21 protein-coding genes are annotated in these 22,258 nt (G+C 64.2%); 13 read left to right on the top strand and 8 right to left on the bottom strand.

All coding sequences use genetic code 11. The features are described from left to right. Positions 1-378: 378 nt before the first annotated feature. Together IWX88_RS06685 and IWX88_RS06690 are read left to right on the top strand one after the other, a co-directional pair. Positions 379-546 (top strand): hypothetical protein, encoded by a 168-nt coding sequence (locus IWX88_RS06685; RefSeq protein ID WP_196828501.1) that lies wholly within the window; start codon positions 379-381, stop codon positions 544-546. A 136-nt stretch (positions 547-682) separates the two neighbouring features. Continuing rightward, on the top strand, positions 683-874 hold the full coding sequence (locus tag IWX88_RS06690; protein WP_196828503.1) for a hypothetical protein: 192 nt from the start codon (positions 683-685) through the stop codon (positions 872-874). Between the two features lie 71 nt (positions 875-945). Here IWX88_RS06690 and istB read toward each other — a convergent pair whose 3' ends face one another. From istB to IWX88_RS06715, 5 genes are all read right to left on the bottom strand, one after another. Then, positions 946-1,701, bottom strand: a complete 756-nt coding sequence (istB, locus tag IWX88_RS06695; RefSeq protein WP_196827936.1) for an IS21-like element helper ATPase IstB — start codon at positions 1,699-1,701, stop codon at positions 946-948. Next, complete coding sequence (locus IWX88_RS06700; protein ID WP_196827938.1) at positions 1,698-2,936, bottom strand: DDE-type integrase/transposase/recombinase; 1,239 nt, start codon at positions 2,934-2,936, stop codon at positions 1,698-1,700. The genes istB and IWX88_RS06700 overlap by 4 nt, the downstream gene beginning before the upstream one ends. Before the next feature lie 36 nt (positions 2,937-2,972). Next, positions 2,973-4,202, bottom strand: coding sequence for a DUF222 domain-containing protein (locus IWX88_RS06705; protein ID WP_196828505.1), 1,230 nt, complete (start codon positions 4,200-4,202; stop codon positions 2,973-2,975). A gap of 313 nt (positions 4,203-4,515) precedes the next feature. Beyond that, positions 4,516-5,292 (bottom strand): SDR family oxidoreductase, encoded by a 777-nt coding sequence (locus IWX88_RS06710; protein ID WP_196828507.1) that lies wholly within the window; start codon positions 5,290-5,292, stop codon positions 4,516-4,518. Between the two features lie 277 nt (positions 5,293-5,569). Beyond that, positions 5,570-6,751: a MarP family serine protease gene (locus tag IWX88_RS06715; protein WP_196828509.1), complete on the bottom strand. Its 1,182-nt coding sequence runs from the start codon at positions 6,749-6,751 to the stop codon at positions 5,570-5,572. Between the two features lie 137 nt (positions 6,752-6,888). Between IWX88_RS06715 and IWX88_RS06720 the strand changes: the two genes are divergently transcribed. Beyond that, a complete protein-coding gene (locus tag IWX88_RS06720; RefSeq protein WP_196828511.1) occupies positions 6,889-8,340 on the top strand; it encodes an NAD(P)/FAD-dependent oxidoreductase in 1,452 nt (483 codons plus the stop codon). Between the two features lie 75 nt (positions 8,341-8,415). Here IWX88_RS06720 and IWX88_RS06725 read toward each other — a convergent pair whose 3' ends face one another. Together IWX88_RS06725 and IWX88_RS06730 are read right to left on the bottom strand one after the other, a co-directional pair. Then, entirely contained in the window at positions 8,416-9,108 is a 693-nt protein-coding gene (locus IWX88_RS06725) for a ribonuclease H (RefSeq protein WP_196828513.1), read from the bottom strand. A 308-nt stretch (positions 9,109-9,416) separates the two neighbouring features. Further along, positions 9,417-10,211, bottom strand: a complete 795-nt coding sequence (locus tag IWX88_RS06730; RefSeq protein ID WP_196828515.1) for a 1-acyl-sn-glycerol-3-phosphate acyltransferase — start codon at positions 10,209-10,211, stop codon at positions 9,417-9,419. 145 nt (positions 10,212-10,356) lie between these two features. Between IWX88_RS06730 and IWX88_RS06735 the strand changes: the two genes are divergently transcribed. The 4 genes from IWX88_RS06735 (at position 10,357) to IWX88_RS06750 (ending at position 13,549) form a co-directional block, all read left to right on the top strand. Continuing rightward, a complete protein-coding gene (locus tag IWX88_RS06735) occupies positions 10,357-10,872 on the top strand; it encodes a heme-binding protein (RefSeq protein ID WP_196828517.1) in 516 nt (171 codons plus the stop codon). A gap of 26 nt (positions 10,873-10,898) precedes the next feature. After that, on the top strand, positions 10,899-12,278 hold the full coding sequence (locus tag IWX88_RS06740; RefSeq protein ID WP_196828519.1) for a DHA2 family efflux MFS transporter permease subunit: 1,380 nt from the start codon (positions 10,899-10,901) through the stop codon (positions 12,276-12,278). Between the two features lie 261 nt (positions 12,279-12,539). Further along, entirely contained in the window at positions 12,540-12,809 is a 270-nt protein-coding gene (gene rpsO / locus IWX88_RS06745; RefSeq protein ID WP_147783080.1) for a 30S ribosomal protein S15, read from the top strand. A 287-nt stretch (positions 12,810-13,096) separates the two neighbouring features. Beyond that, the gene (locus IWX88_RS06750; RefSeq protein WP_196828521.1) at positions 13,097-13,549 is read left to right on the top strand and encodes a hypothetical protein; all 453 of its coding nucleotides are present in this window, start codon (positions 13,097-13,099) and stop codon (positions 13,547-13,549) included. A 177-nt stretch (positions 13,550-13,726) separates the two neighbouring features. On the opposite strand, the gene IWX88_RS06755 is transcribed toward IWX88_RS06750, so the two are convergent. Then, positions 13,727-15,175, bottom strand: a complete 1,449-nt coding sequence (locus IWX88_RS06755; protein WP_196828524.1) for a cation:dicarboxylate symporter family transporter — start codon at positions 15,173-15,175, stop codon at positions 13,727-13,729. Positions 15,176-15,297: 122 nt separating this feature from the next. Between IWX88_RS06755 and IWX88_RS06760 the strand changes: the two genes are divergently transcribed. The 6 genes from IWX88_RS06760 to IWX88_RS06785 all read left to right on the top strand — a co-directional run bounded on the left by IWX88_RS06760 (position 15,298) and on the right by IWX88_RS06785 (position 22,090). Continuing rightward, positions 15,298-16,935, top strand: a complete 1,638-nt coding sequence (locus IWX88_RS06760) for a sensor histidine kinase (RefSeq protein WP_196828526.1) — start codon at positions 15,298-15,300, stop codon at positions 16,933-16,935. Beyond that, positions 16,905-17,618 (top strand): response regulator, encoded by a 714-nt coding sequence (locus IWX88_RS06765; protein ID WP_370568219.1) that lies wholly within the window; start codon positions 16,905-16,907, stop codon positions 17,616-17,618. The genes IWX88_RS06760 and IWX88_RS06765 overlap by 31 nt, the downstream gene beginning before the upstream one ends. A gap of 142 nt (positions 17,619-17,760) precedes the next feature. Beyond that, positions 17,761-18,189 (top strand): hypothetical protein, encoded by a 429-nt coding sequence (locus IWX88_RS06770; protein ID WP_196828528.1) that lies wholly within the window; start codon positions 17,761-17,763, stop codon positions 18,187-18,189. After that, positions 18,153-18,827 (top strand): hypothetical protein, encoded by a 675-nt coding sequence (locus IWX88_RS06775; protein ID WP_196828530.1) that lies wholly within the window; start codon positions 18,153-18,155, stop codon positions 18,825-18,827. Before IWX88_RS06770 ends, IWX88_RS06775 begins: the two co-directional genes overlap by 37 nt. 136 nt (positions 18,828-18,963) lie before the next feature. Then, a complete protein-coding gene (locus IWX88_RS06780) occupies positions 18,964-19,398 on the top strand; it encodes a VanZ family protein (protein WP_196828532.1) in 435 nt (144 codons plus the stop codon). A 409-nt stretch (positions 19,399-19,807) separates the two neighbouring features. Then, positions 19,808-22,090, top strand: coding sequence for a polyribonucleotide nucleotidyltransferase (locus tag IWX88_RS06785; RefSeq protein WP_196828534.1), 2,283 nt, complete (start codon positions 19,808-19,810; stop codon positions 22,088-22,090). Positions 22,091-22,258: the final 168 nt, after the last annotated feature.

Below are 22,258 nucleotides of genomic sequence, written 5' to 3' on the forward strand. Positions count from 1 at the left end.
CTGATAGGGCAACGCTGATGGCACGGCCATCACTGGCCTATCGTGACAATTCGGTGAGACACAGACTCGTCGCCCGGTGCGGCACTGAGTGCGGCTCTTCCGGGCGACGGGTGGTTCTAACAAAAGGATGCTCCTACCGGGGCCAAAACGCAATACCCCCAAGGGTCGAAAGCGATCGGCTTTAGTCTGCAACTCAACCACTTGAGCGGATCGCATTGCCCACGCCTGTTGAACTGGCGCCTGTTGAACTGGCGCCTGTTGAACTGATGCATGTTGAACTGATGCATGTTGAACTGGCAAACATTGGGGAAGCCGCGGACGCTGGCAGCACTCTCAAGAGGGGGTTCGGCTCCGTAATCGGCGTGCGTGCACCTGGGCGTGAGTGCACGGTTGATGTCGGGGCAGGCTGATCATCTGTTGGCGCTGTTGACCTTGTCGGTCCTGTTGGCACTGTCGGTCCTGTTGGCACTGTCGGTCCTGTTCGTCAAGTTCGCACTGTTCGCGCTGTTCGCGCTGTTCGCACTGTTCATCCTGCTTGTGTGTTGAAGGGTTCGGTGAGTGCGCGATTTCGTGATCGCATCCGAATGGGCTTACGTTCTCGGTCGATGTCTGGTGGAGGGATGAGCCAGTAGTTGGTGCCATCCCGTTTGATTTCCCAGCCGTTGTTGTGGAGGAGGAGGTGATGGTGTCGGCAAAGCAGGATTCCATCGGCAAGGTCGGTGCCGCCGTGGTCTCTGGCCCAGAACATGATGTGGTGGCATTCGCACCAGGATGGTGGTCTGTTGCAGCCGGGGAACATGCATCCGCCGTCTCGGATGGCCAGTGCAGTGCGTTGCTGTTTTGTATAGAGGCGTTGTTCGCGGCCGACGTCTAGCGGGTGTTAACGCCGACCCAAAACAGGGCCAATAGTGCCGTTTGAAAACAGGACCACTATGTGTGTTTCTACTATGCCGTATCGGGTGCCGGTTGGTGGCTCTTGAGCCGGTAGCTGGTGCCTTTGAGGCTGATGACGTCGGCGTGATGAACGATGCGGTCGATCATTGCGGAGGCGACGGTGGGGTCGCCGAACACCCCGCCCCAGAGCCCGAATGACAGGTTGCTCGTCATGATCAGCGACGCGTGTTCGTAGCGGGACGCGACGAGCTGGAAGAACAAGTTCGCAGCGTCCTGATCGAACGGGATGTAGCCGACCTCATCGCAGATCAGGACGCTGTAGCGGCGCAGCCGGGTCAGCTCCGCGGCGAGTTTCCCGCGGGAGTGTGCGTCGTGAAGGCGGGCGACCCAGCCTGGCGCGGTGTCGAAGAGGACCCGGTGGCCGTGTTTGGCGGCCTGAACGCCCAGTGCGACGGCGAGGTGGGTCTTCCCGGTGCCGGGTGGGCCGAGGAGGACCACGTTGTTCGCTTCGGTCACGAAGGTGCTCGTGCCCAGGTGCGCGATCAGATTCCGGTCGGCGGAGGGCTGGTGATCGAAGTTGAAGTCCTCCAGGGTCTTGTGCCCGGGGAACCGGGCGGCCTTGATCCGCAGGGCGGCGCCGGAGGCCTCGCGTTCGGAGACCTCGCGGGAGAGGACCGCGGCGAGGTATTCCTCGTGTGACCAGCCGGCGTCGCGGGCTTGGTCGCCCAGACGCCGGAACGCCTCCCCGATCCTCGGGGCGCGCAGTGCGCGGGCGTAGTACTCGATCTGAGATGCTGCGGTGCTCATGCGATCAGGCTCAGATCAGTCAGGCCGCGACCGGTGTCAACGCCGAACACGTCGTCGTAGGAGGAGAGGCTGGCCGTCTCCACGAACGCGACGTGAGCCTGGGGTCGTTGATGGCGGAGCAGTGTCTGGAACTGGCGCCGCAACACGGCCGCCTGGGCGACGTGGTCGGGGTCGGTGACGGTCAGTTGCCTGGCCCAGGCACGCTCGTGGGTGGTGACGGTGACACCGTTGTGAGTGACGTAGATGCGCTCAAGGTCAGCGGTCACGTCCACGAGCCGGCCGATCAGGCCCGGCGCGACGGAGTAGTCGTTCGAGTGCACCCGAACGTAGTAATCCCGGGGCAGCCGAACCGTGTTGCGAAACAACACGTCCGGAACCACGGGCGAGAGCGGGCGCATCGCTGCCCGGTCCTGGGCGATCAGGTCGCTCGGCCTGGCCCGCCGGGAGCGGGAGTGCCGCGCGTTCGCGATCGGCAGCCAGGCCGCCATCTGCTCGTTGAAGTCCTGCGGTGAGGCGAAGTCGCGGCCCGGCAGAAACGACGAGCGGAAGAACCGGTTGCGGCGCTCGACCATGCCCTTGGACTCCGGGTCCCTGGCCTTGAGGAGCTTGATCTCGGTGCCCAGCGTCCCAGCGAATGCCGCTGTGGGCTCGGTGAGTTTGCCGCGACCGATACCGGTCTCGTTGTCCCAGAGCAGCCGCTTCGGAACCGCCTGCGCGGCGTGCAACAGGGACCACATCCCGCCGAGCAGATCGGGTGTCGTCCGCGACGGCAACATCAGCGCCTGGAAGAACCCCGAGAACGTCGACGTCATCACCAGCACCGGCGGCATGCCCTCCTGCCCGTGTCCCAGCGGCAACGGCTTGTGCGGGAACCACAAGTCGCATTGGACCTGCTGGCCCGGCTCGTGGACGAGGCGGTCCGCGGGATCCGGCGGGACATACTCCGGCCGGACGCCGGCGACCTTGTCACGGAACACCGACGCGGACCCGAGCCAGCCGACCCGCTCGGCCAACGTCGACGCTGGCATCGTCGGCGTGACGGCCAACAACGCCCGAACCTGCAGCGCGAACGCGTCGAAACCCGACCCGACCGCGGCCCGCTGGTACTTCGGCAGCCGGTCTGTTCCCAGCGCCCGCTCCACCGTTCCCCGCGAGACGCCGACGAGCCGGCCGATCTCCCGCTTCGAATGCTCACCCGTCGAAAACAGTTGGCGTATCTTCGCCCAATCGTCCATATTAATCACCTTCCATACTGGTCGGTGGTCCTGTTTTCAATCGGCGTTAATGGTCCTGTTTTCGGTCGGCGTTAACAGCGGGGTGCCGTCACGGTTTAGTTTGATTGTTTGGGTGGCTCCGGAGCAGGCCAATCGTTCCACGGTCGTGATGTTGACCGGGTCGATTTGGCCCTCAATAAATCCGTGTCCGGTGCGAGAATCGTGACCGCTAGGTGCGCTGGGTGCTCTCAGTGTGGCGAGTGCTGTTGCTGTGACGAGGATTCGCACGACTGGTGCTCCGCTTCCGAGGAGCTGGGTTGAGTCGGTGGTGGCGCCGTGGCGCAGCAGCTCGGCGAAGGTATCGGACGCTATCTGTTCGGTGCTGCGGGTGTCGGCGAGGATACGTTCGGCCGTAGCAACGTCGGTGCTGCAATCACTGGCACTAGCGCTACCGCCACCAGCACCGCCACTGCCACCAGCACCGCCACCACCGCTGCTGGTGCTGGTGCTGGTGCTGGTGCTGGTGCTGGTGCTGGTGCTGGTGCTGTGGACAAATCTGGGTCCGCCGCGCCGGGGGGAGGTGGCTCGGTCGAAGAGGTCGGTCACGCAGGCCGCTGTTTCGGGGTCCATTACCCAGATCAGCCGGGTCATCCCGTCGGCTTGTTTGATCAGGCGCAGGCTGCGGGCGGTGTGGCGCTGGTGTTCCCGGTCTGCGATGCCGGCTTGGTGGATTTCGTCCCGTACTTGCCGGGCAAGGATGGCAATCCGGTCCACGTCCAGGGTGGTCGCTTCGACACACAGGTGTTCGGCCGCGGTGGTCAGGGCAGAGGGAGGGACCGACTCGGTTGCAACGCCGAGCCCGGTGCGGATCGCATCTGCGGCCGCTGCGGTGAGGGTCCCTGCGGTGACGGCCAACCCGACCGACCGCAACCATGGTTGGGTAGGCACCGCCGCGACCGTGTCGGCGGTAAGCAATCCGACCCGCACGCTGGTAGCTGCGTCCCGGGCCGTGGAGCCGGTGGTGACTCGGACAAGTTCCTGCGCGGTGCGGTATCCGGTGCGTTGCGCTAACCCGGCGCTGCCCAGCTCCGGGGCGGAACGGTGGGCCAGTTGACCTGCAATAAGGGTGTTGTGGGCGTCGGCGAGTCGAGATTCCTCCGCCCCGAGTCGGGCCATCACCATCATCTGCTCATCCGTGAGAGTGCCGTATTCCTGGGCGTGTAGAAGCACGACCTGTTGGGCGGTGATCAGGTCCCGGTGCGACTGCTGCAGGGTGGAAAACGACATACGCTAAGTTTCCCAGATCGAACAAAGTTTCGAAAGTCTTTTTCCTAAATGGGGAGAAGAAACTTCCAGACCACCTGTGGATGAGAAGACACGTCGCGGTCAGCGGCACGTGGGCAGCCGCGCCGCATCCGGACCGAATCCATCAGCGCGCAAGCGCCCGCGGCCCCCACCGACCCACCGACCCACCGACTCAGCGACCCACCGACTCAGCGACTCACCGTCCCACCGACTCACCGTCCCACCGACCCACCGCCCCACCGACTCAGCGCCCCACCGACTCAGCGCCCCACCCCAGCGCCCCACGCAGGACTCCTCAGCGCCCGCGCAGTGCCCCCGCCGCGACGATACGTGCCGGCAGCAGTACGGCTAGTGCCACGATCACCCTGTAGCGCAGAGTTGGTATCGACACCGCCCTACCGCGCGCGACATCCCGCAGCGCGAGCCGTACCAGAGTGCGCACGTCGAGCCAGAGAAATGCAGGTATACCGTCCTTCGACACGTTCATGCGGTCGTGAAACTCGGTGTGCACAAACCCGGGAGCGGCAGCGGTGACCGTGATGCCGCGGCGCCGGTAGCTAAGGTTGGCCCACCGGCTGAAGCTCAGGACCCACGCCTTGGCGGCGCCATAGGTGCCGCGTGGGGTGTAGCCGGCCACACTCGTGATGTTCACAATGGTGCCAGAGCCGAATTCGAGCATTTGGGTGAGCGCCGCATGCGTGAGTCGCATCGGTGCGGTCACGAGGAGGTCGAGCAGCTGCTGTTCGTCGTCGACAGCGTTTTCGTCGAAGGGTTTCGGGAGCCCGAAACCGGCGTTATTGACGAGTACAGTCACGCGATCGGTTCCGGATGCCGCGAGCCTGACCTCCACGACGGCCAGGTCGGCCCGGTTTACCAGATCAGCTGCAAGCACTTCCACTTCCACCCCGTACCCAGAGCGAAACTCGGTCGCACGCTCCTGAAGTCGCGCTTCGTCACGGGCGACGAGCACCAGGGCGTGTCCGGAAGCCGCGAGTTGCCGGGCGAACTCGGCGCCGATGCCGGCAGTCGCCCCGGTAATGAGTGCGCGCGGGGTGGGAGGAGTCGTCTGCATCCGTCCACGCTAACCGGTTGGTACGCCAGCGCGGACCGGGCACTGTGACCACCAACCCGAGATCACAGCGAACAGTGGCCAGCCGCCAGAGAACAATGGCAGATGATCACCTCACAGCCCAGGGAAAAACGACGACACGACCGCAGCGACCACTGGTCGGACCGCTGGTCGAACCATCGGGCAGACCATCGGGCGGACCGCGGGGCACACCATAGGGCGGGCCGCGGGTGATTCGTCATTGGGTCTGACGGGGCAGGGGACGTCCGAAGAAACGCAGCTACCCGCGCGTGCAGGTTCCGGATGACACTGCCGCGCTCAATCCGGACGCCTGTGCGACCACCGGGGCCAGTTTTACCGTCGTCATGGCGAAGCCGAGGTTATTCGTAGTCGCCGACCGTGCAAATATCACTCCCGTGACAGCCCCGGCGGCATTGATTACCGGCCCACCGGAATTGCCCTCCTGCACGTTGGCTGCCAGGTAGTAGACCTCGCGCGGGCTCGGGTTGGCCCCGTAGATATCCGGGGACTCGATGGTTGCCACATTCTGCACCGCAGCCGGGCTGGAGACGAATGGTCCGCCGAGCGGATATCCGTCGAATACGGCGGTTGCTCCGGTTTCGAGGTCGGCACCGATGGGAAGCGCCGCGGTCGGGAGTCCGGGTACCGCAATGACGGCCAGATCCTGCGCCGGATCGAAATAGACGACTCGGCCGGTGTAGGTTCCCCCACCCGGAGTGAGCACGACGGGTTCGGTCACACCGGCCACGACGTGAGCGTTGGTCACGACCCGGCCTGACGACGATACGAAACCACTGCCGGACTGGTTCTGGCCGCACTGGTAGGCGTTGCCAGTGATCTTGACGACGGAGCGAGCGGAGACCTGTTGCGCCGCGGTCTGACCCGCACTCGGCACCGCGAGTGGGGTGCCCGTTCCAATCGCTTCGAACAGCCGGGGGAGGCTGTCGAGCGCAAAAGCTGAGCGGACCTTCGCCTCGATGGCTTTGACCGAGTCGGGGGTGATCCGGTCGATCGCGGACACGACGGCGGATGATCCGATCGCCTGTGAAACGACCGGCACTCCGAGCGAACCGATCCCGAAGGCAAGCATCGACACGACGAGAGCGGCACCGACCAGCGTGATTCCGGCGCCGAAGACGCGATCCACAGCGCGCAGGGGAGTTTTGTCGACACGGCGACGAATGACTCGGCCAAGAGCAGATCCGGCGGCCTGCCCGAGTGCGATGAGCGCGACGACGATGACGAGAATAATTGGCAATCGCAACTGGGGAGCGGTGACCCAACCGGTCACGATCGGTATCGCGAAGAACGAGGCGACAGCACCGGCGACGATACCCGCGAAACCACCGAGGCTGAGGATGAAGCCCCGCCGGAATCCGTAGACCGCATAGGAGATCAGCAGTGCAATCAGCAGCAGGTCGAGCACTACGGATCCTGTCATCCTGCCCCTCATTCCTGTGCTTTTCACTGCCCGCATCATCTGTCCGGGCGTCACCAATTGTGCCATGAGCTCCCGCGCGTCGCTCCCGTGCGGTCGCGCCCCGTATAGAGGCGTGGCGGCTGTGCGATGGTAGAGGAGTGGAAGAGTGTGATGCGATTGTCGTCGGTTCGGGCCCGAATGGCTTAGCTGCGGCCGTGGTGCTCGCTCGCGCTGGGCTCTCGGTACGGGTCTACGAGCGTGCGAACACAATCGGAGGAGGCGCGCGCACCGAGGAGCTGACCATCCCTGGCGTTCTGCACGATGTCGGCTCTGCGGTCCACCCGCAGGCCCTGACCTCCGGCTTCTTTCGGGCGTTCGAGCTTGAGAAGCGCGTGAAGTTCGTGGTCCCCGAGATTTCTTATGCCCATCCGCTTGATGATGGCCGTTCTGGGATCGCCTGGCGCGACCTTGATCGCACCGCTGACGGTCTGGGAGTGGACGGTGCCGCCTGGAAGCGCCTGCTCGGTCCGCTGGTGGATCGTGCCGACGAGGTCGCGCAATTTGCCGGCTCCCAGGTGTTGCAACTCCCGCGCCATCCGCTCACCCTCGCCATGCTGGGACTGCGGATCCTCGAGCAGGGTTCGCGCGGCTGGGGCCTGCGCTTTCGGGGTGATGTCGCCCCGGCGCTGATGACCGGGCTCGCAGCCCACGCGATCGGACCCATGCCGAGTCTTGCAACCGCGGCCGCCGGCCTTGTGCTCGCCACCGCCGGGCACGCGCGCGGCTGGCCGATCCCGATCGGCGGGAGTCAGTCGATCATCGACTCTCTCGCTGCCGACCTGCGTGCCAACGGGGGCGAGATCATCACGGGCACCGAGGTGGTGTCGATCGCCGAACTCCCGAAGGCTACAGTGGTGCTGTTCGACGTGACCCCGCGTGCACTGGCCCGCATCGTCGGCGACCGGCTGCCCGATGGCTACCGTCGATCGCTCGACCGCTTTCGCTACGGGAACGCGATCGCGAAGGTTGATTTTGCGCTCTCGGCGCCGGTGCCGTGGACGGACTCCCGTCTGGCCGAGGCGGCCACCCTTCATGTGGGCGGCACCCGCGCCGAAATGGCGGCCTCGGAGGCGGATGTCGCGGCGGGGCACCATCCGCAGGACCCCTACGTGCTCGTGTCGCAGCCGACCCCGTTCGACCCGTCCCGCGCGCCAGATGGCACGCACGTGCTCTGGGCCTACACACACGTTCCCCGTGGCTCGGCTCAGGACCGGACCGAGGCGATCACTGCGAAGATCGAGCGTTACGCGCCCGGTTTCCGGGACACGATTGTTGCGTCGGCGAGCCGAACTGCCCTCGAAATGGAGCAATCCAATCCCAACTACATCGGGGGTGACATCTCCGGGGGAGAGGTCACCATCGCCCAGTTGCTGGCACGACCGGTGCTGTCGGCAACGCCGTGGCGCACTGCTGCACGCGGGATCTACCTGTGCTCGTCCTCCACCCCGCCTGGTCCAGCGGTACACGGCCTTGCCGGCTACTATGCCGCGATGACGGCCCTCCGAGACGAATTCGGAGTGACCCGACGTCCTTACCTCGGCCTGCAATAGCGACTCAGGCTCGTGGTGTGGCGCGGCATGGCGCGGTTGGCCCACGCTGTTCGCCGGCGCTGTCGCAGGTGCCGATTAGATCAGTTCACGCAGTAGCTGGTCTGGCCGCACGCCCCGTGTTCGTGCCCGAGCAGTCAGTCGTTCGAACTGGGCGGCGCTGAGAGTCACGACCACATCCACCGTGTCAGGCACTTCTAGCTCATCAAAATCGAACAGGACCGCAGCGGCGTCGGCTGTGCGTGCTGCGGGAGCCGCCGTGCCCACCAGGCGGGTATCCGACGGCCGTGTTTCAGCACTCACGCCTGGCCGCACGAAGCCGGGGCCGCTGGCAATCGTCGCACCGCGCTGGTACGCCTCCGAAACGGCACGTGCGCGGGTGTCGGCCGCTTCATTCAGCGGATGGTTCGCATGACCCTTTACCCATTCGAAACGGTAGTTCCTCCCTGGCAGCTCCGCATCAATCTCTTGGAGCAGCTCGACATTCATCACTGGCTTGCCATCGGCTTTGCGCCAGCCCTTCTTCTTCCAGCCGGGAAGCCACTTGGTCACGCAGTTGATCACGTACTGGCTGTCGCACAGGATCAGCAGTTCGTCATCGAGGGAGGCGGTCGCGCGGAAGAACTGAAGAACTGCTGTGAGCTCGGCCTGGTTGTTGGTCGCATGTTTCCATCCTCCGGCTGCCCAGCATGAGTCATCCACGTACCACGCCCAACCGGCAGGTCCGGGGTTGCCGAGGGCCGAACCATCGGCGGCGACGCGGATCGTCATTTTGGCTCCCGGCATTATGGCGGTCTGGGTATTGGGGGGTCTGGGTATTAGGACGGACTGGGTATTAGGGCGACAGTGCAGTGGTGCGACAGTGCAGTGGTGCGACAGTGCAGTGGTGCGACAGTGCAGTGGTGCGACAGTGCAGTGGTGTGTTCAGTGCCCCAAGTCTGCCTCACCCGCAGCGATCGGATTTCGCCCAGGTCGGATCCCGCGCAGATCGGATTTCGCCCAGATCGGATCCCACGCAGGTCGGATTTCGTGCTGATCGACTGAATTCCTGAAGAGGTGCAGCGCGCAGCGCGCGTGTCCTACGGAGCACCGGTCACAGCGGCTCGCGCTTTCTCGCGCCTGAGTGCACGCTCAGCGTCGGCAGTCGCGGCCTCGGCTGGTGTCGGCGCGGTTCCTCCCTTCGACCGAGGATGCCACCACCGGCCGACTCCGTCGACGGGGTAGCTGGCCTGCAATCCGTCGACCATCCCCTGCATCGTTTCACGTAGTGCGTCCGTCACAGTGCGTGGGTCATCGGTCGGCGCCACACCGACCGGCTCGCCGAAAGCGAAGGAGATAACCACTCCGAATCGCTCCCGGAATGTCACCGGGTGGTTCTTGGTCATAAGCCTCTGGCCGCCCCAGACCGCGACCGGTATCACGGGCACCCCAGCTTCCGCGGCAAGCCGCACCGCTCCCGTTTTCAATTCCCGCACCTCGAATGACGCGCTCACCCCCGCTTCGGGGAATACCCCGATCAGCTCGCCAGCCCGGAGAGCGGCGATGGCATCGGCGTAGGCCTCTGCCCCGCGCTCCATATCGACCGGGATGTGGTGCATTCCGCGCAGGAGCCAGCCGATTCCGGGCTTGTCGAACACCCGTTTGGTGGTGAGAAAGCGGATCTGCCGTCGGTTGTGGTTCCAGGCCGCCCACTCGATGAGCGCGAATTCCAGATAGCCGAAGTGGGTCATTGCCAGAACGGCTCCGCCGGTATCCGGGAGGTGCTTCAGGCCCGTCTCGATCCGACGCAGCCGCCAAAATTTAAATAAAGCCGTACCGAGAGTGATTGCGGAGCGGTAGATGGGCTCCGGACGTGAACGACCAACGCGAGACATGGGCTGAGGATAGAGCGCAATACTGCGTGTTCGCGGTGCAGGATCGAACATGCGCTGCAAGGAATATATCGCGAGTCACGCGCCGCGCGATTACGTTTCGCGCGACCGGCCTAATCTCCACCCAGCCAGGCGTACCGTTCACTCCATGACGGAACAGCAGCCCTACGCGATCGATCGCTCCTTCGACGACTTCGAGTTGCGGCGCTATCCGGAGCATATACTCGTGCAGGTGACCGTGGACGGTGACTTCCTGCGTGCCGGCAACCTCGGTTTCCGGCCTCTCATCGGCTATATCAGCGGTCGGAATGCGGATGCCACCCGCATCCCGATGACCGCGCCGGTGACGCAGGAGCCGATTGGTGAGCACACACACACGGTGAGCTTCGTACTCCCGGAAGGCACCGATCCCTCGTCGGTGCCAGTGCCGATCGATGCGGCTGTGACGACCATCGCCGTTCCGGCCGGTCGCGTGGCTGCCAGGCGTTTCGGTGGCGGATGGACGGATGCCCGCTTTGAGCACAATGGAGAATTGCTGCGCGTGGCGGTGGAACGTGCCGGGCTTCAAATGATCGGCAATCTGTATTTCGCCCGCTTTGACCCGCCATGGAAGCCCGGCTTCCTCAAGCACAACGAAGCACTCGTGCGGGTGGAGGATCAGTAGGCGCCCACACGCTAGATTCGGGAGCCATGGAGCACAGCCGGCAGAGGAACATCGCACTGTTGGTTGCAGGCACGTTCTTCATGGAGAACCTCGACGGCACCATCCTCACCACGGCGGCCCCGAGTATCGGTCGCTCTCTCGGCGTTGCATCGGTCGCGGTCGGCATTACGATCACCGCCTACCTGCTGACGCTCGCCGTACTCATTCCGTTGAGCGGATGGATCACCCGGCGCCTCGGATCCCGTCGCGTCTTCCTCGCGGCGATCGCGATTTTCACCGTCGCGTCGGTGCTCTGTGCGCTCAGCACCAGCCTGGTCGAACTCACCATCATGAGGGTGCTTCAGGGCGTTGGTGGGGCACTGATGGTGCCGGTCGGACGACTCGCGGTGCTGCGGGTCACTAACCGGGCCGACCTCATCCGTGCCATTGCGCTGCTCACCTGGCCGGCGCTTGTCGCGCCCATCGTTGCTCCTCTCGCCGGGGGGATCATCACGACATATTTCAGCTGGCACTGGATCTTTCTGATCAATGTGCCGCTCGGCATCGTTGCATTCATCGCGGCACTACGGCTGATCCCCGCCGAGGAGCGGGAATCTCCACCACCGCTGGACTGGCTGGGGCTTGCGCTCACCTGTACTGGGCTCGGCTCGCTGGTCTATCTCGGCTCCCTGCTCGCTGAGCGCGATCCCGGCATGCTCGCGACCATCGGCTGGGCGGTCGTTGGCGTCTTTCTGGTGGGGCTTGCCATCGCCCATCAGCTGCGCACGCGGCATCCGCTGCTCGACCTGCGGGCTCTGCGCATCGAGACTTTCCGGGTAGCCCACGCGGGCGGGTCCCTGTTTCGACTCGCCGTTAACGCGCTCCCGTTCCTCTTGCCGCTGCTCTTCCAGGATGTCTTCGGGTATTCGCCGCTGCTCTCAGGAGCGCTGGTGCTATTCGTGTTTGTTGGCAACCTTGCGATCAAGCCTGCGACCACGGCGCTGCTTCGCCGCTTCGGATTCCGGGCCGTGATCGTGGCTTCGAGCGCTATGTCGGCCGTGTCGATGGCATTCATGGCGCTGCTGTCGAGCACGACGCCGGTGTCGCTGGTGATCGTTCTGCTCACCGTCAGCGGGATAGCCCGATCTGCTGGCTTCACCGCGTACAACACCATCGCCTTCGCCGATATCGAACGGGCCGAGATGACGGATGCGAACACCCTCGCCTCCACGCTGCAACAGGTCGCGGCAGGTTTCGGTATCGCCGTCGGTGCGATTGCGCTGCGGCTGGGGGATGGCTTCGCGACCGCGGCTGGTGCCTTCGGGTTCGCGTTCTGTCTTCTTGCAGTGCTGATGGCCATCGCAACGGTCGAGGCCCTGGTGCTATCACGATCCGCGGGGGAGAATATCCGTCCGCTGCGGGGGTAGCAGGGCGGCGAGTGGGGCGTACGTACGTCGCCGAGGGCGGATGCCGCATCCAACGCGCCGCCTGCCGCGGGCAACTCGCCGCGCTGTCAGCCGGATGTCCGCCCTCGGCCCCAATAGAGGGGGACGGGGACGGGGACGGGGACGGGGCTGGCGAACCACCCCGGAGTGCTAAACTTCGAAGGTTGCCGTCCAACGGCCGCGGATAAAGAGAGCTCGCACAGTCAGTGTCGGGCACCGCGCAACGAGTGAGAGGGGTCATCTATGCCATTAGCACCAGATGCCAAGAAGACGATTATCGACGAGTACGCCACCCATCCCGGTGACACCGGCAGCCCCGAGGTGCAGGTCGCAATGCTGACCGCCCGCATCAAAGATCTCACCGAGCACCTGAAAGAGCACAAGCACGACCATCATTCCCGTCGGGGACTGCTCCTGCTGGTTGGCCAGCGTCGTCGCCTGCTCGGTTACCTGCAAGACATCGACATCTCGCGTTACCGCACGCTCATCGAGCGGCTCGGACTGCGTCGCTAGATTCACGTCGCGAGATCCACGTCGCTAGATCCACGTCTCTAGCTCTAGCTTCAGCTCTGACCAGTCGATCGGGTCTTCCAACCTGATCACGTGACGGAAAGCCCGTCCTGCATGCAGGACGGGCTTTTCTGCGCCGCGGTAGCGGTCCCATTCTGCGGAATCCACACGTGGCTGAAGCGCTGGAGAAAAGCCGTGTTTCGCTGATAGTTTTCTGTGAAGCCGCTGCAAGGAATCATTCGGTGCCTTTTTGTGTTGACTACTTAAGTAACAGCAGTGAAAGGTCGCACATGGGAAGAGTCAACGAAGAAGTCGAAGCCGAAAACGGCACCGTCCTCAAGTATCAGCACCACGCAAATGGTCGCGGGTTCGTATCACCGAAGGCCCGCGTGCAGCCGACCACCTTCGTGGCGGCCACGGCGTATATCGAGGCGGATGCCCGGGTCGGCGACAACGGCACAATTGGGTCGGGCAGTTGGATCGACCGTGGCGTGATTCTCGGAGAGCGCGTATTCATCGGGCAAAACGTGCACATCGGCCGCGACACCGTCGTGGGCAATGACGTAAGGCTTGGTAGCCACTCGCGGATTGGCGCAAATGTGCGCATCGCTGGCGGAATGCGCATTGACGCAGACACTCAGGTGCCGGATGCAACGGTGATCGGCACCCCACTCGAATCGGCGATGCCGGTCAAGCGCCCCGCTGGCCGGGTCAGCAGCTACGTGTCGGACCGAGCCGCGTAACGTACCGATGCTGAACAGTTCTGACTGCTGAACAGTTCTGACTGCTGAATAGCTTTGACTGCTGAATAGCTTTGACGGCTGAACAGTTCTGACTGCTGAATAGCTCTGACTGCTGAGCAGTTCTGACACAGCGAAACACGAGAGGCCAGCCCAGGAGGGCTGGCCTCTCGCGCGTGTTCAGCGGGTCTTCAGCGGTTGGCGTTCCGGCCCTTCGACCATCACAGTGATTGCCGCGGTGGTCGGCACCGAGTCAGCAGCGTTGTCTGCAGCGTTGTCTGCAGCACCGTGTTTATCTGTGTTGCGCCTAGCAGTGTCGTGGCCATCCGTTCCCGACAGCATCGACTCCAGATAGGGACGCTCACCCGAAAGCACGGCACGCACCTGAGAAGTGTCGATCTGTCGGGTCCAGCGACCGATGAGGAGGGTGGCCACGGCATTTCCGGTGAAGTTGGTCACCGCGCGGGCTTCTGACATGAAGCGGTCGATACCCACGATCACGCCTACGCCGTTTACGAGGTCCGGCCGGTAGGTCTGCAGACCACCCGCAAGCGTGGCAAGTCCGGCACCGGTGACGCCGGCGGCACCCTTCGAGGCGAGAATCATGAAGGCGAGAAGGCCGATCTGTTCCCCAATCTCCAGTGGCTTGTCCATGGCGTTCGCGATGAAGAGGGATGCCATCGTGAGATAGATCGCGGTGCCGTCGAGATTGAACGAATAGCCGGTTGGCACGGTGATTCCCACTACCGACTTCGAGACACCGAGATGCTCCATCTTGGAGATGAGCCGGGGGAGGGCGGCCTCGGATGACGATGTTCCCACGATGAGCAGGTATTCACGCCCGAGGTATTTCATCAGGCTGAAAATGTTGACCCCGGTGACGACCCGCAGCATGGTGCCGAGGATCACGATGATGAAAACCGCGCAGGTGATGTAGAAGCCGACCAGCAGGGTTGCCAGACTCACCAGCGCGCCACCACCCGTGTTGCCGACCACTGCGGCGATGGCCCCAAAGGCCCCGAGTGGGGCGAGCCAGAGCACCATGCTCAGGATTCTAAAGACCAGTGCTTGCAGGCTCTTCACCGCTTCGAGGATGCCCGTGCCCTTGTCGCCGAGGCCCTGGAGTGCAAAGCCCACCAGCAGTGCGACGAGCAAGACCTGGAGGATGCTGCCGGAGGTGAAGGAAGAAAAGAGAGTCTCTGGGATGATGCCGAGAACGAAGTCCGTTCCGCTCACCGGCTCGCCGACCGCCTTGTAGGTGGATGTCGCGATGTTGAGCCCGGTGCCGGGGTGCAGCAGGTTGCCCACCACGAGTCCGATCCCGAGCGCGAAGGTCGACATGATGAGGAAGTAGCTGATCGCGAGCCCCCCGATCTTTCCGACGGTAGCTGCCTTCGCGATCGAGCCGACGCCGATCACGATCGTGCAGAAGATCACCGGGGCGATCATCATCTTGATCAGCAGTACGAATCCCTTGCCGATCGGGTCGAGAGTCTTGGCGAACTCGGGGGCGGTGAGGCCAAGGATTGCCCCCGCAGCCACGGCGACGATCACCGCGATGTAGAGGTAGTGATTGCGGTCGATGCGGCGAAGTATCCCGCGTCGTGGTGTGTTCAGCGTTTCTGCCATGGCAGTCCTGTCTCTCGGAACGTCGTTGTGCCTGACCTGTCGATGAGGTGTGCACGTAGCCTGTTCGATGAGATGGCGTGGCACTACTTATGGTCATACTGATCACGAGGGAGGTGCGATTGATGACGCGAACTGAAGGACGATGGAGTATCGCCAGCCGGTTCTTTGCCGCGCAGCTTGTTGCCGTCATCCTGCTGAGCGGATGTCTCACCCTCGCTCTCTGGATCGTGTCGCGCCAGTCCGCTGACGACACTGCCGCGCGACTCAGTCTCGGCGTTTCGACCACGCTCGCGCGCGACCCCTTCGTCATCGCCGCGGTGCAGACGTCCGACCCCACAGCCGAGCTCGAGCCGTATGCCCTCAGCATCGTGAAGTCTGCCGGTGTGGACTTCGTGACGATCATGGATACCTCGGGTATTCGTTACACACACCCTGATAGCGCTCAAATCGGTGGCCGTTTCCTCGGAACCATAGCCACGGCGCTGCAGGGCGAGAGCCTCACTGAGACCTATACCGGCACTCTCGGCCCGTCGGTTCGGGCCGTCGTGCCGGTGATGCAGGGTGGACGAGTGATCGCGATCGTGTCGGCCGGTGTGACTGTCGAACGAGTGCTCGCTTCGCTCGCTCCACGGATTCCCCTCGTCATCGGGGTCGCGGTGCTGCTCGTGGCACTCGGCACCGTCGGCGCGTTAATCGGGCGGCGAGCGCTGAGCAGGGTGACCGGGTCGATGCGGCCGGCCGAGCTCTCCCGCATGGTTGGGTATTACGAATCGGTGCTCCACTCGGTGCGCGAGGGGCTCATTCTCACCGACGATCGGGGGCGGGTCGTGCTCTATAACGACGAGGCAGCCGACCTCCTCGGCCTCCCGCCGACCCGGAGTGATCGACCACCCTCGACGGTATCGGAGCTCGGCCTGCCGCCGTCGATCGCGTCGCTCATCGAGAGTCGGGTGCGCATCGTGGAGGAGTCCCACCTCGCGGGCGATCGCGTGTTGCTCGTCAACCAGGAGCCGGCGAGTCCCACCGGCTCTCGAACCCGCACGCAACTCGGCAGCCTCACCACGCTCCGGGATCTCACCGAGGTGCAACGGCTCTCCGGAGAACTCGAATCGGTGCGCACGCTCAGCGATGCCCTGCGCTCGCAGACCCACGAATACGCGAACCAGCTTCACACGGTGGTGTCGCTGCTCGAGCTCGGGCGCACCAGGGAGGCGATAGAGCTGATTGCCCACCAGACCCAGACCAGCCAGTCGCTTGCCGACGATCTGGTCGGAGCCTCATCCGAGCCGGCACTGGCCGCACTGCTCCTCGGCAAGGTCGCGCAGGCCAGTGAGCGCGGTGTGCAAATGCTGCTGGTGGTGGACGATGCGCTCGGGGCATCCGCCCTGCCAATTTCAGAGCTCGTCTCGGTGGTCGGCAATCTTGTCGATAACGCCATTGATGCTGCAAGCGGAGATTCATTGCATCGCGGATCCTCTCCAGCCACGGTCAGTGTGAACCTCGCCTCTGACCCTGTCACGGGTGTGGTTCAGTGCACGGTCACCGACAGCGGTCCAGGGATCGACTCCGACCACCTCGGCCACATCTTCGATCGCGGCTTTTCGACGAAACCGGCACCAGCCGCAGGCCGCGGTTTCGGCCTCGCGGTGGTGCGTGACATCCTGGCTCGACGCGGGGGAGTGGTCGAGGTCGCGGCCTCCGGTCCGGAGGGCACCAGGTTCGTCGCCCGGTGGCCCCGCGCCGACCGGGGGCCGATGTGATCCGCACCCTGATCGTCGAAGATGATGCCCTGACAGCCGAGGCCCATGCAGATTATCTCGGCCGCATCGAGGGCTTCGAACTGGTCGGAATCGCGCGCACTGCTGCTGCTGCACAGGCGGCGATCCGCGACTCGGTCGTGGGAGCTGCGATCGACCTCGTACTGCTCGACATGAACCTGCCCGACGGCCACGGACTCGAACTCGCCCGGCGAATCCGCTCCTCGGGAATTCGAGTCGACATCATCGCGATCACCGCTGTTCGCGAGACGGATGTAGTGCGCACAGCGATCTCGGCCGGCGTCGTGCAATACCTGATAAAGCCATTCTCGTTTGCCGTATTCCGTGACCGCCTCCAGTCCTATCTCGAGTACCGACGCCAACTCGAGAGCTCCGGCACGGCAACGACCCAGGCAGACATCGACGGCATGCTCGCCTCCCTGCGCCCCGCGGCTCCCGCACCACTACCCAAGGGGCTTGCGGTATCCACTCTTGCGGCCGTCGTCGGTTACCTCAGGGGCGCGTCGGGGCCGGTGTCTTCGGTGCAGGCGGCGGAGGCACTCGATCTCTCCCGGGTCACCGCGCGTCGGTACCTTGAGCACCTTGCTGACAACAATCGCGTGACTCGTTCGCCACGCTATGGTGCTCCTGGCCGCCCGGAATTCGAGTACCGCTGGGCTGTTTGATGCTGCTGCTGTTGTTTGTTCCCCTTGGTCAGGTGGGTTCGGGTCGGGTCGGGTCGGGTCGGGACGGGTCGGGTTCGAAGTGCACCACTTCCGAGCTGCGGTACCAGTTCGAGGGGTCGACCGCGCTCGGTAGCATTCACGCATGGCCTTTTGGAATCGTGTGCCCGCCGACCGGTCACTTGCGCGGAATGATCGTGGATCCGGTTCCTTCAATGACTACCGATACAACCTGCTGCCCAATAGCGCCCGCACGACCCTGCGGCTTGCCAACAGCGCTGCGTGCCAGGACGAACTCCAGCGCATCGTCGACAGTGGCGAGGGCGCGCTTGAGACGGCCATTTCGCGCCGCAGTCTCGAAGAGGAGCGCACGGATGCTCCGATGGACATCCGTCTGTTCTCTGGATCGCGTGTTACCGGCGTGGTCGGCACGATCCCGCGCGGACTGGAACCGGTCGTGGATGAGGCCCTCGGCCGCCTTGGTGCCGCCGGCAGGAAAACCCGTATCCCGGCATCCGTGCAGAAGACGCGAAGCGGATGGCGCGTGGACCTGTTCATCGGACGGACTCGCTGACCCGCCGGATCTGCCGCGGCCGTCGCGCGCTCGCCGTGATCGCCGTCGCGTCGGCCCTCATGCTGCTCGCGGGATGCGCCGGAGGGCCGATGCCCGATCCGCTCGGCCCGCAGCGTAGGCAGCAGATCCGCCAGGCCATCCTCGATGCGCACTGGGCACCGGTCGTGGCGGACTATCCCGACGCGATCAGGCCGGCGGTGCCCACCATGACCCCGGTCAGCGATTATGACCAGCCTTCCGCCGTGCTTGCCTGTCTGCGATCGACCGGAATTCCGGCATCGCCAACCGATAACGGGTTTCGCTACAGCTCAACCCGGGGCCAGTCCCAGCTCGAGGCTGTGCGTTATGGCTGCTCGGCAAGTGCGCCATCCGAATCGGAGCTGGAGTCATACCTGAGTGGCAGTTCTCGTGCGGCCCTGTTCGACTATCGGCGCACGATCGTGCGGCCGTGCCTGCTTGCGGCGGGCGCGACGTCGCCAGCACCTCCCGATGGGGGTGCGACCGACTATTTTCCTGCCGCACTGGCGGCCTGGAACCCCTTCATGGAGATCCGAGCATCACAGCCCCGTGCGGGCACAGTCGCCTATCTCGAGAAGCGGTGCCCTCCCCTTCCGTCGTGGCTTGTGCTTACCGAGTGACGACATCGAAGCGCAGTGATCACCGATGCCGTGGGGGCCGCCGCCACGGATGCCAACACGGACGCCAACATGGCCAGTGGAGCCTTGGCTGGCTGGCACATCCAGAACGCTCAGGCTGCCGGGGCATGCTTAAACCATGTTCCGACGGCATCCTCTCCTCACCCTCGTGACCGTCGGGTACCTCACGGCGGTCGGCTGGATCACGCTCGGTCCACAGCCGATCAACACCGGCACCGGGTACTGGCTGTGGCGGGCACTTCGCTTCTTCTCCAACTATGAATCGACTCGCTGGTTGACCTACGATCGGGTCGAATTCCTCTCCAACGTCGCTATGTTTCTGCCGATCGGCGTTTTCTTCGTGCTGTTGTTCGGGCGACGACTGTGGTTTATCAGCATCATCAGCGGGGTGCTCCTCACCTGTGCGATCGAGCTCGCCCAGCGATTCATGCCCGGCCGCGTCTCGGATGTTCGCGACATCGTGGCCAACAGTGTTGGCACGGTTGCGGGTGTGCTCATCGCCCTGGTGCTCACGCGGGCGAAGGCACGGCAGCTGCGCACCCAGCGCGCCTGATTTCGGGTTGGGGAGCCGCGAGAGCCGCGGGAGCCGCCAGAGCCGTCGCGGCCGTCTGTCTCCGCCGTGAGTGTCGCATCCTAGATTCGGATAGTTGCGGCTGATAGCATAGTGGAGGTTGATTTTCTCTGTTGTCGCTAGCGGCGGTGGACAAACAGCCACTGGAGCAGGCCGGCACGAGGCTGGTCAGTAGTGGTGAACCCCTGAATCCCATGCGATTGAAGTCCATGAGATTCAGTGTTTTTCTACTGTTGACCAGAGCTGTGTGTCGATGCGGACTACCCGCATCTGACACCACTGCCAAAGCGCCGCGACGTTGTCGTGCGCCCCCCTCTGCTGAGACTCCTGCTCTGTGACGAGTCGCGACCCACACGGGGTTACGACGTAAAACAAAGGAGATAACCCCCCTATGGAGGGTCCAGAAATCAAATTCGCCGAAACCGTTCTCGATAACGGCAAGTTCGGCACGCGTACGGTCCGATTCGAGACCGGTCGCCTCGCGCAGCAGGCACAGGGTGCCGTCGCTGCCTACCTCGATGAAGAAACCATGATCCTGTCCGCCACCTCGGCGGGCAAGCACCCCCGTGACGGCTTCGACTTCTTCCCCCTCACGGTGGACGTCGAAGAGCGTTCCTACGCCGCCGGCAAGATCCCCGGATCGTTCTTCCGCCGTGAAGGACGCCCGTCCACCGAGGCAATCCTCGTCTGCCGCCTGATCGACCGCCCGCTGCGTCCGACCTTCGTCGAAGGTCTTCGTAACGAGGTGCAGATCGTGATCACCGTGCTCGCCATCGCGCCCGATGAGTTCTACGACGCTCTGGCGATCAACGCGGCGAGCCTCTCGACCCAGATCTCGGGCCTGCCGTTCTACGGACCGGTCGGCGGCATCCGCCTCGCCCTCATTGGCGATCAGTGGGTTGCGTTCCCCAAGTATTCGCAGCTGGAGGAGGCCGTCTTCGACCTCACCGTTGCCGGCCGGCTCACCACGGACGTAGACGGTAACGAAGACGTCGCAATCATGATGGTCGAAGCCGAAGCCACCGAAGGAAGCTGGGATCTCATCAAGGGTGGGGCGACCAAGCCCGACGAGACGGTCGTGGCCCAGGGCCTCGAGGCAGCCAAGCCGTTCCTCAAGCAGCTCATCAAGGCCCAGCTCGAGTTGGCCGCGCAGGCTGCCAAGCCGATTGTGGACTACCCGGTCTTCCCGCCCTACGAGCAGGCCACCTACGACGCCGTCGCTGGATTCGCCTACGACGAGCTGAAGGGGATCTACCAAATCGCCGACAAGGTCGAGCGCCAGGATGCGGATGACGCACTCAAGGACCGCGCGAAGGCTCACGTGGCCGCGCTGGTCGAGCAGGGTTCCCTGTCCGCTGGCGCCAACAGCCAGGTCGGAGCTGCCTACAAGTCGGTGACGAAGAAGATCGTGCGCGGTCGCATCCTCACCGAGGGTGTGCGCATCGACGGCCGTGGCCTCTCAGACATCCGCGCCCTTGATGCCGAGGTGCAGGTCATCCCGCGCGTTCACGGTTCTGCAATCTTCCAGCGCGGCGAGACCCAGATCCTGGGTGTCACCACACTGAACATGCTCAAGATGGAGCAGCAGATCGACTCCCTCGCCCCGGTGAAGAAGAAGCGGTACCTCCACCACTACAACTTCCCGCCCTACTCCACCGGTGAGACCGGTCGGGTCGGTTCCCCGAAGCGTCGCGAGATCGGGCACGGCTTCCTTGCCGAGCGCGCGCTCGTGCCGGTGCTGCCGCCTCGCGAGGAGTTCCCCTACGCGATCCGCCAGGTCTCGGAGGCGCTGTCGTCCAACGGCTCCACATCGATGGGCTCCGTCTGCGCGTCCACTCTGTCGCTGCTGAACGCTGGAGTGCCGCTGCGCGCGCCGGTCGCCGGTATCGCCATGGGACTCGTCTCCGACGAGGTCGATGGACAGACACGTTACGCGGCCCTCACCGACATCCTCGGTGCGGAAGACGCGCTCGGCGACATGGACTTCAAGGTTGCCGGCACCAGTGAGTTCATCACCGCGATCCAGCTCGACACCAAGCTCGCCGGACTTCCGTCCTCCGTGCTCGATGGCGCGCTCAAGCAGGCCAAGGAGGCTCGCACCGCGATCCTCGCGGTGCTGAACGCGGCGATCGATGCGCCGGATGAGATGGCACCGACCGCGCCGCGCGTGATCTCGGTGCAGATCCCGATCGACAAGATCGGCGAGCTGATCGGCCCGAAGGGCAAGACGATCAACCAGATCCAGGATGACACCGGGGCCGACATCTCGATCGAGGATGACGGAACCGTGTACATCGGCGCTGTCGATGGTCCGTCGGCCGAGGCTGCCCGCGCTGCGGTCAACGCCATCGCGAACCCGCTGAACCCCGAGGTCGGCGAGCGGTTCCTCGGAACCGTCGTCAAGATTGCGACCTTCGGTGCGTTCGTTTCGCTCACCCCAGGCAAGGACGGACTGCTGCACATCAGCGAGGTCCGTAAGCTCGCCGGTGGAAAGCGCGTGGAGAACGTCGAAGACGTGCTCGCGGTTGGCCAGAAGATCCAGGTGGAGATCACCAAGATCGACGATCGCGGAAAGCTGTCGCTGGCCCCGGTCGAGGCTGATGAAGCCGACGCTGCAGGCGCCAAGGGCAGTGATGCTGGCACCGAAAGCGTCGACGTTACGACTGAGGTCTAAGTCCCCGCTGCTCGAGTAGGCCGTCTGCGGCCGGATCGAGCACAGGTCAAGAAGCCCGCCCCGACATTACTGTCGGGGCGGGCTTCTTGCTGGTCTGGAGCCGCATTCCAGGCCGGCCAACGCGGCAGATCGGACACGGTGCCGTCAACGCGAATCGCATTCCCGTGC

This window comes from Frigoribacterium sp. CG_9.8 (genome assembly GCF_015751965.1).
In the GTDB taxonomy this organism is placed as follows: Bacteria; Actinomycetota; Actinomycetes; order Actinomycetales; family Microbacteriaceae; genus Lacisediminihabitans.

Coding starts and splice junctions, on each gene's coding strand:
- IWX88_RS06690 (WP_196828503.1), top strand. CDS start 683: ATGGTGTCGGCAAAGCAGGATTCCATCGGCAAGGTCGGTGCCGCCGTG.
- istB (WP_196827936.1), bottom strand. CDS start 1,701: ATGAGCACCGCAGCATCTCAGATCGAGTACTACGCCCGCGCACTGCGC.
- IWX88_RS06700 (WP_196827938.1), bottom strand. CDS start 2,936: ATGGACGATTGGGCGAAGATACGCCAACTGTTTTCGACGGGTGAGCAT.
- IWX88_RS06705 (WP_196828505.1), bottom strand. CDS start 4,202: ATGTCGTTTTCCACCCTGCAGCAGTCGCACCGGGACCTGATCACCGCC.
- IWX88_RS06710 (WP_196828507.1), bottom strand. CDS start 5,292: ATGCAGACGACTCCTCCCACCCCGCGCGCACTCATTACCGGGGCGACT.
- IWX88_RS06715 (WP_196828509.1), bottom strand. CDS start 6,751: ATGACAGGATCCGTAGTGCTCGACCTGCTGCTGATTGCACTGCTGATC.
- IWX88_RS06725 (WP_196828513.1), bottom strand. CDS start 9,108: ATGACGATCCGCGTCGCCGCCGATGGTTCGGCCCTCGGCAACCCCGGA.
- IWX88_RS06730 (WP_196828515.1), bottom strand. CDS start 10,211: ATGTCTCGCGTTGGTCGTTCACGTCCGGAGCCCATCTACCGCTCCGCA.
- IWX88_RS06735 (WP_196828517.1), top strand. CDS start 10,357: ATGACGGAACAGCAGCCCTACGCGATCGATCGCTCCTTCGACGACTTC.
- IWX88_RS06740 (WP_196828519.1), top strand. CDS start 10,899: ATGGAGCACAGCCGGCAGAGGAACATCGCACTGTTGGTTGCAGGCACG.
- rpsO (WP_147783080.1), top strand. CDS start 12,540: ATGCCATTAGCACCAGATGCCAAGAAGACGATTATCGACGAGTACGCC.
- IWX88_RS06750 (WP_196828521.1), top strand. CDS start 13,097: ATGGGAAGAGTCAACGAAGAAGTCGAAGCCGAAAACGGCACCGTCCTC.
- IWX88_RS06755 (WP_196828524.1), bottom strand. CDS start 15,175: ATGGCAGAAACGCTGAACACACCACGACGCGGGATACTTCGCCGCATC.
- IWX88_RS06760 (WP_196828526.1), top strand. CDS start 15,298: ATGACGCGAACTGAAGGACGATGGAGTATCGCCAGCCGGTTCTTTGCC.
- IWX88_RS06770 (WP_196828528.1), top strand. CDS start 17,761: ATGGCCTTTTGGAATCGTGTGCCCGCCGACCGGTCACTTGCGCGGAAT.
- IWX88_RS06775 (WP_196828530.1), top strand. CDS start 18,153: ATGGCGCGTGGACCTGTTCATCGGACGGACTCGCTGACCCGCCGGATC.
- IWX88_RS06780 (WP_196828532.1), top strand. CDS start 18,964: ATGTTCCGACGGCATCCTCTCCTCACCCTCGTGACCGTCGGGTACCTC.
- IWX88_RS06785 (WP_196828534.1), top strand. CDS start 19,808: ATGGAGGGTCCAGAAATCAAATTCGCCGAAACCGTTCTCGATAACGGC.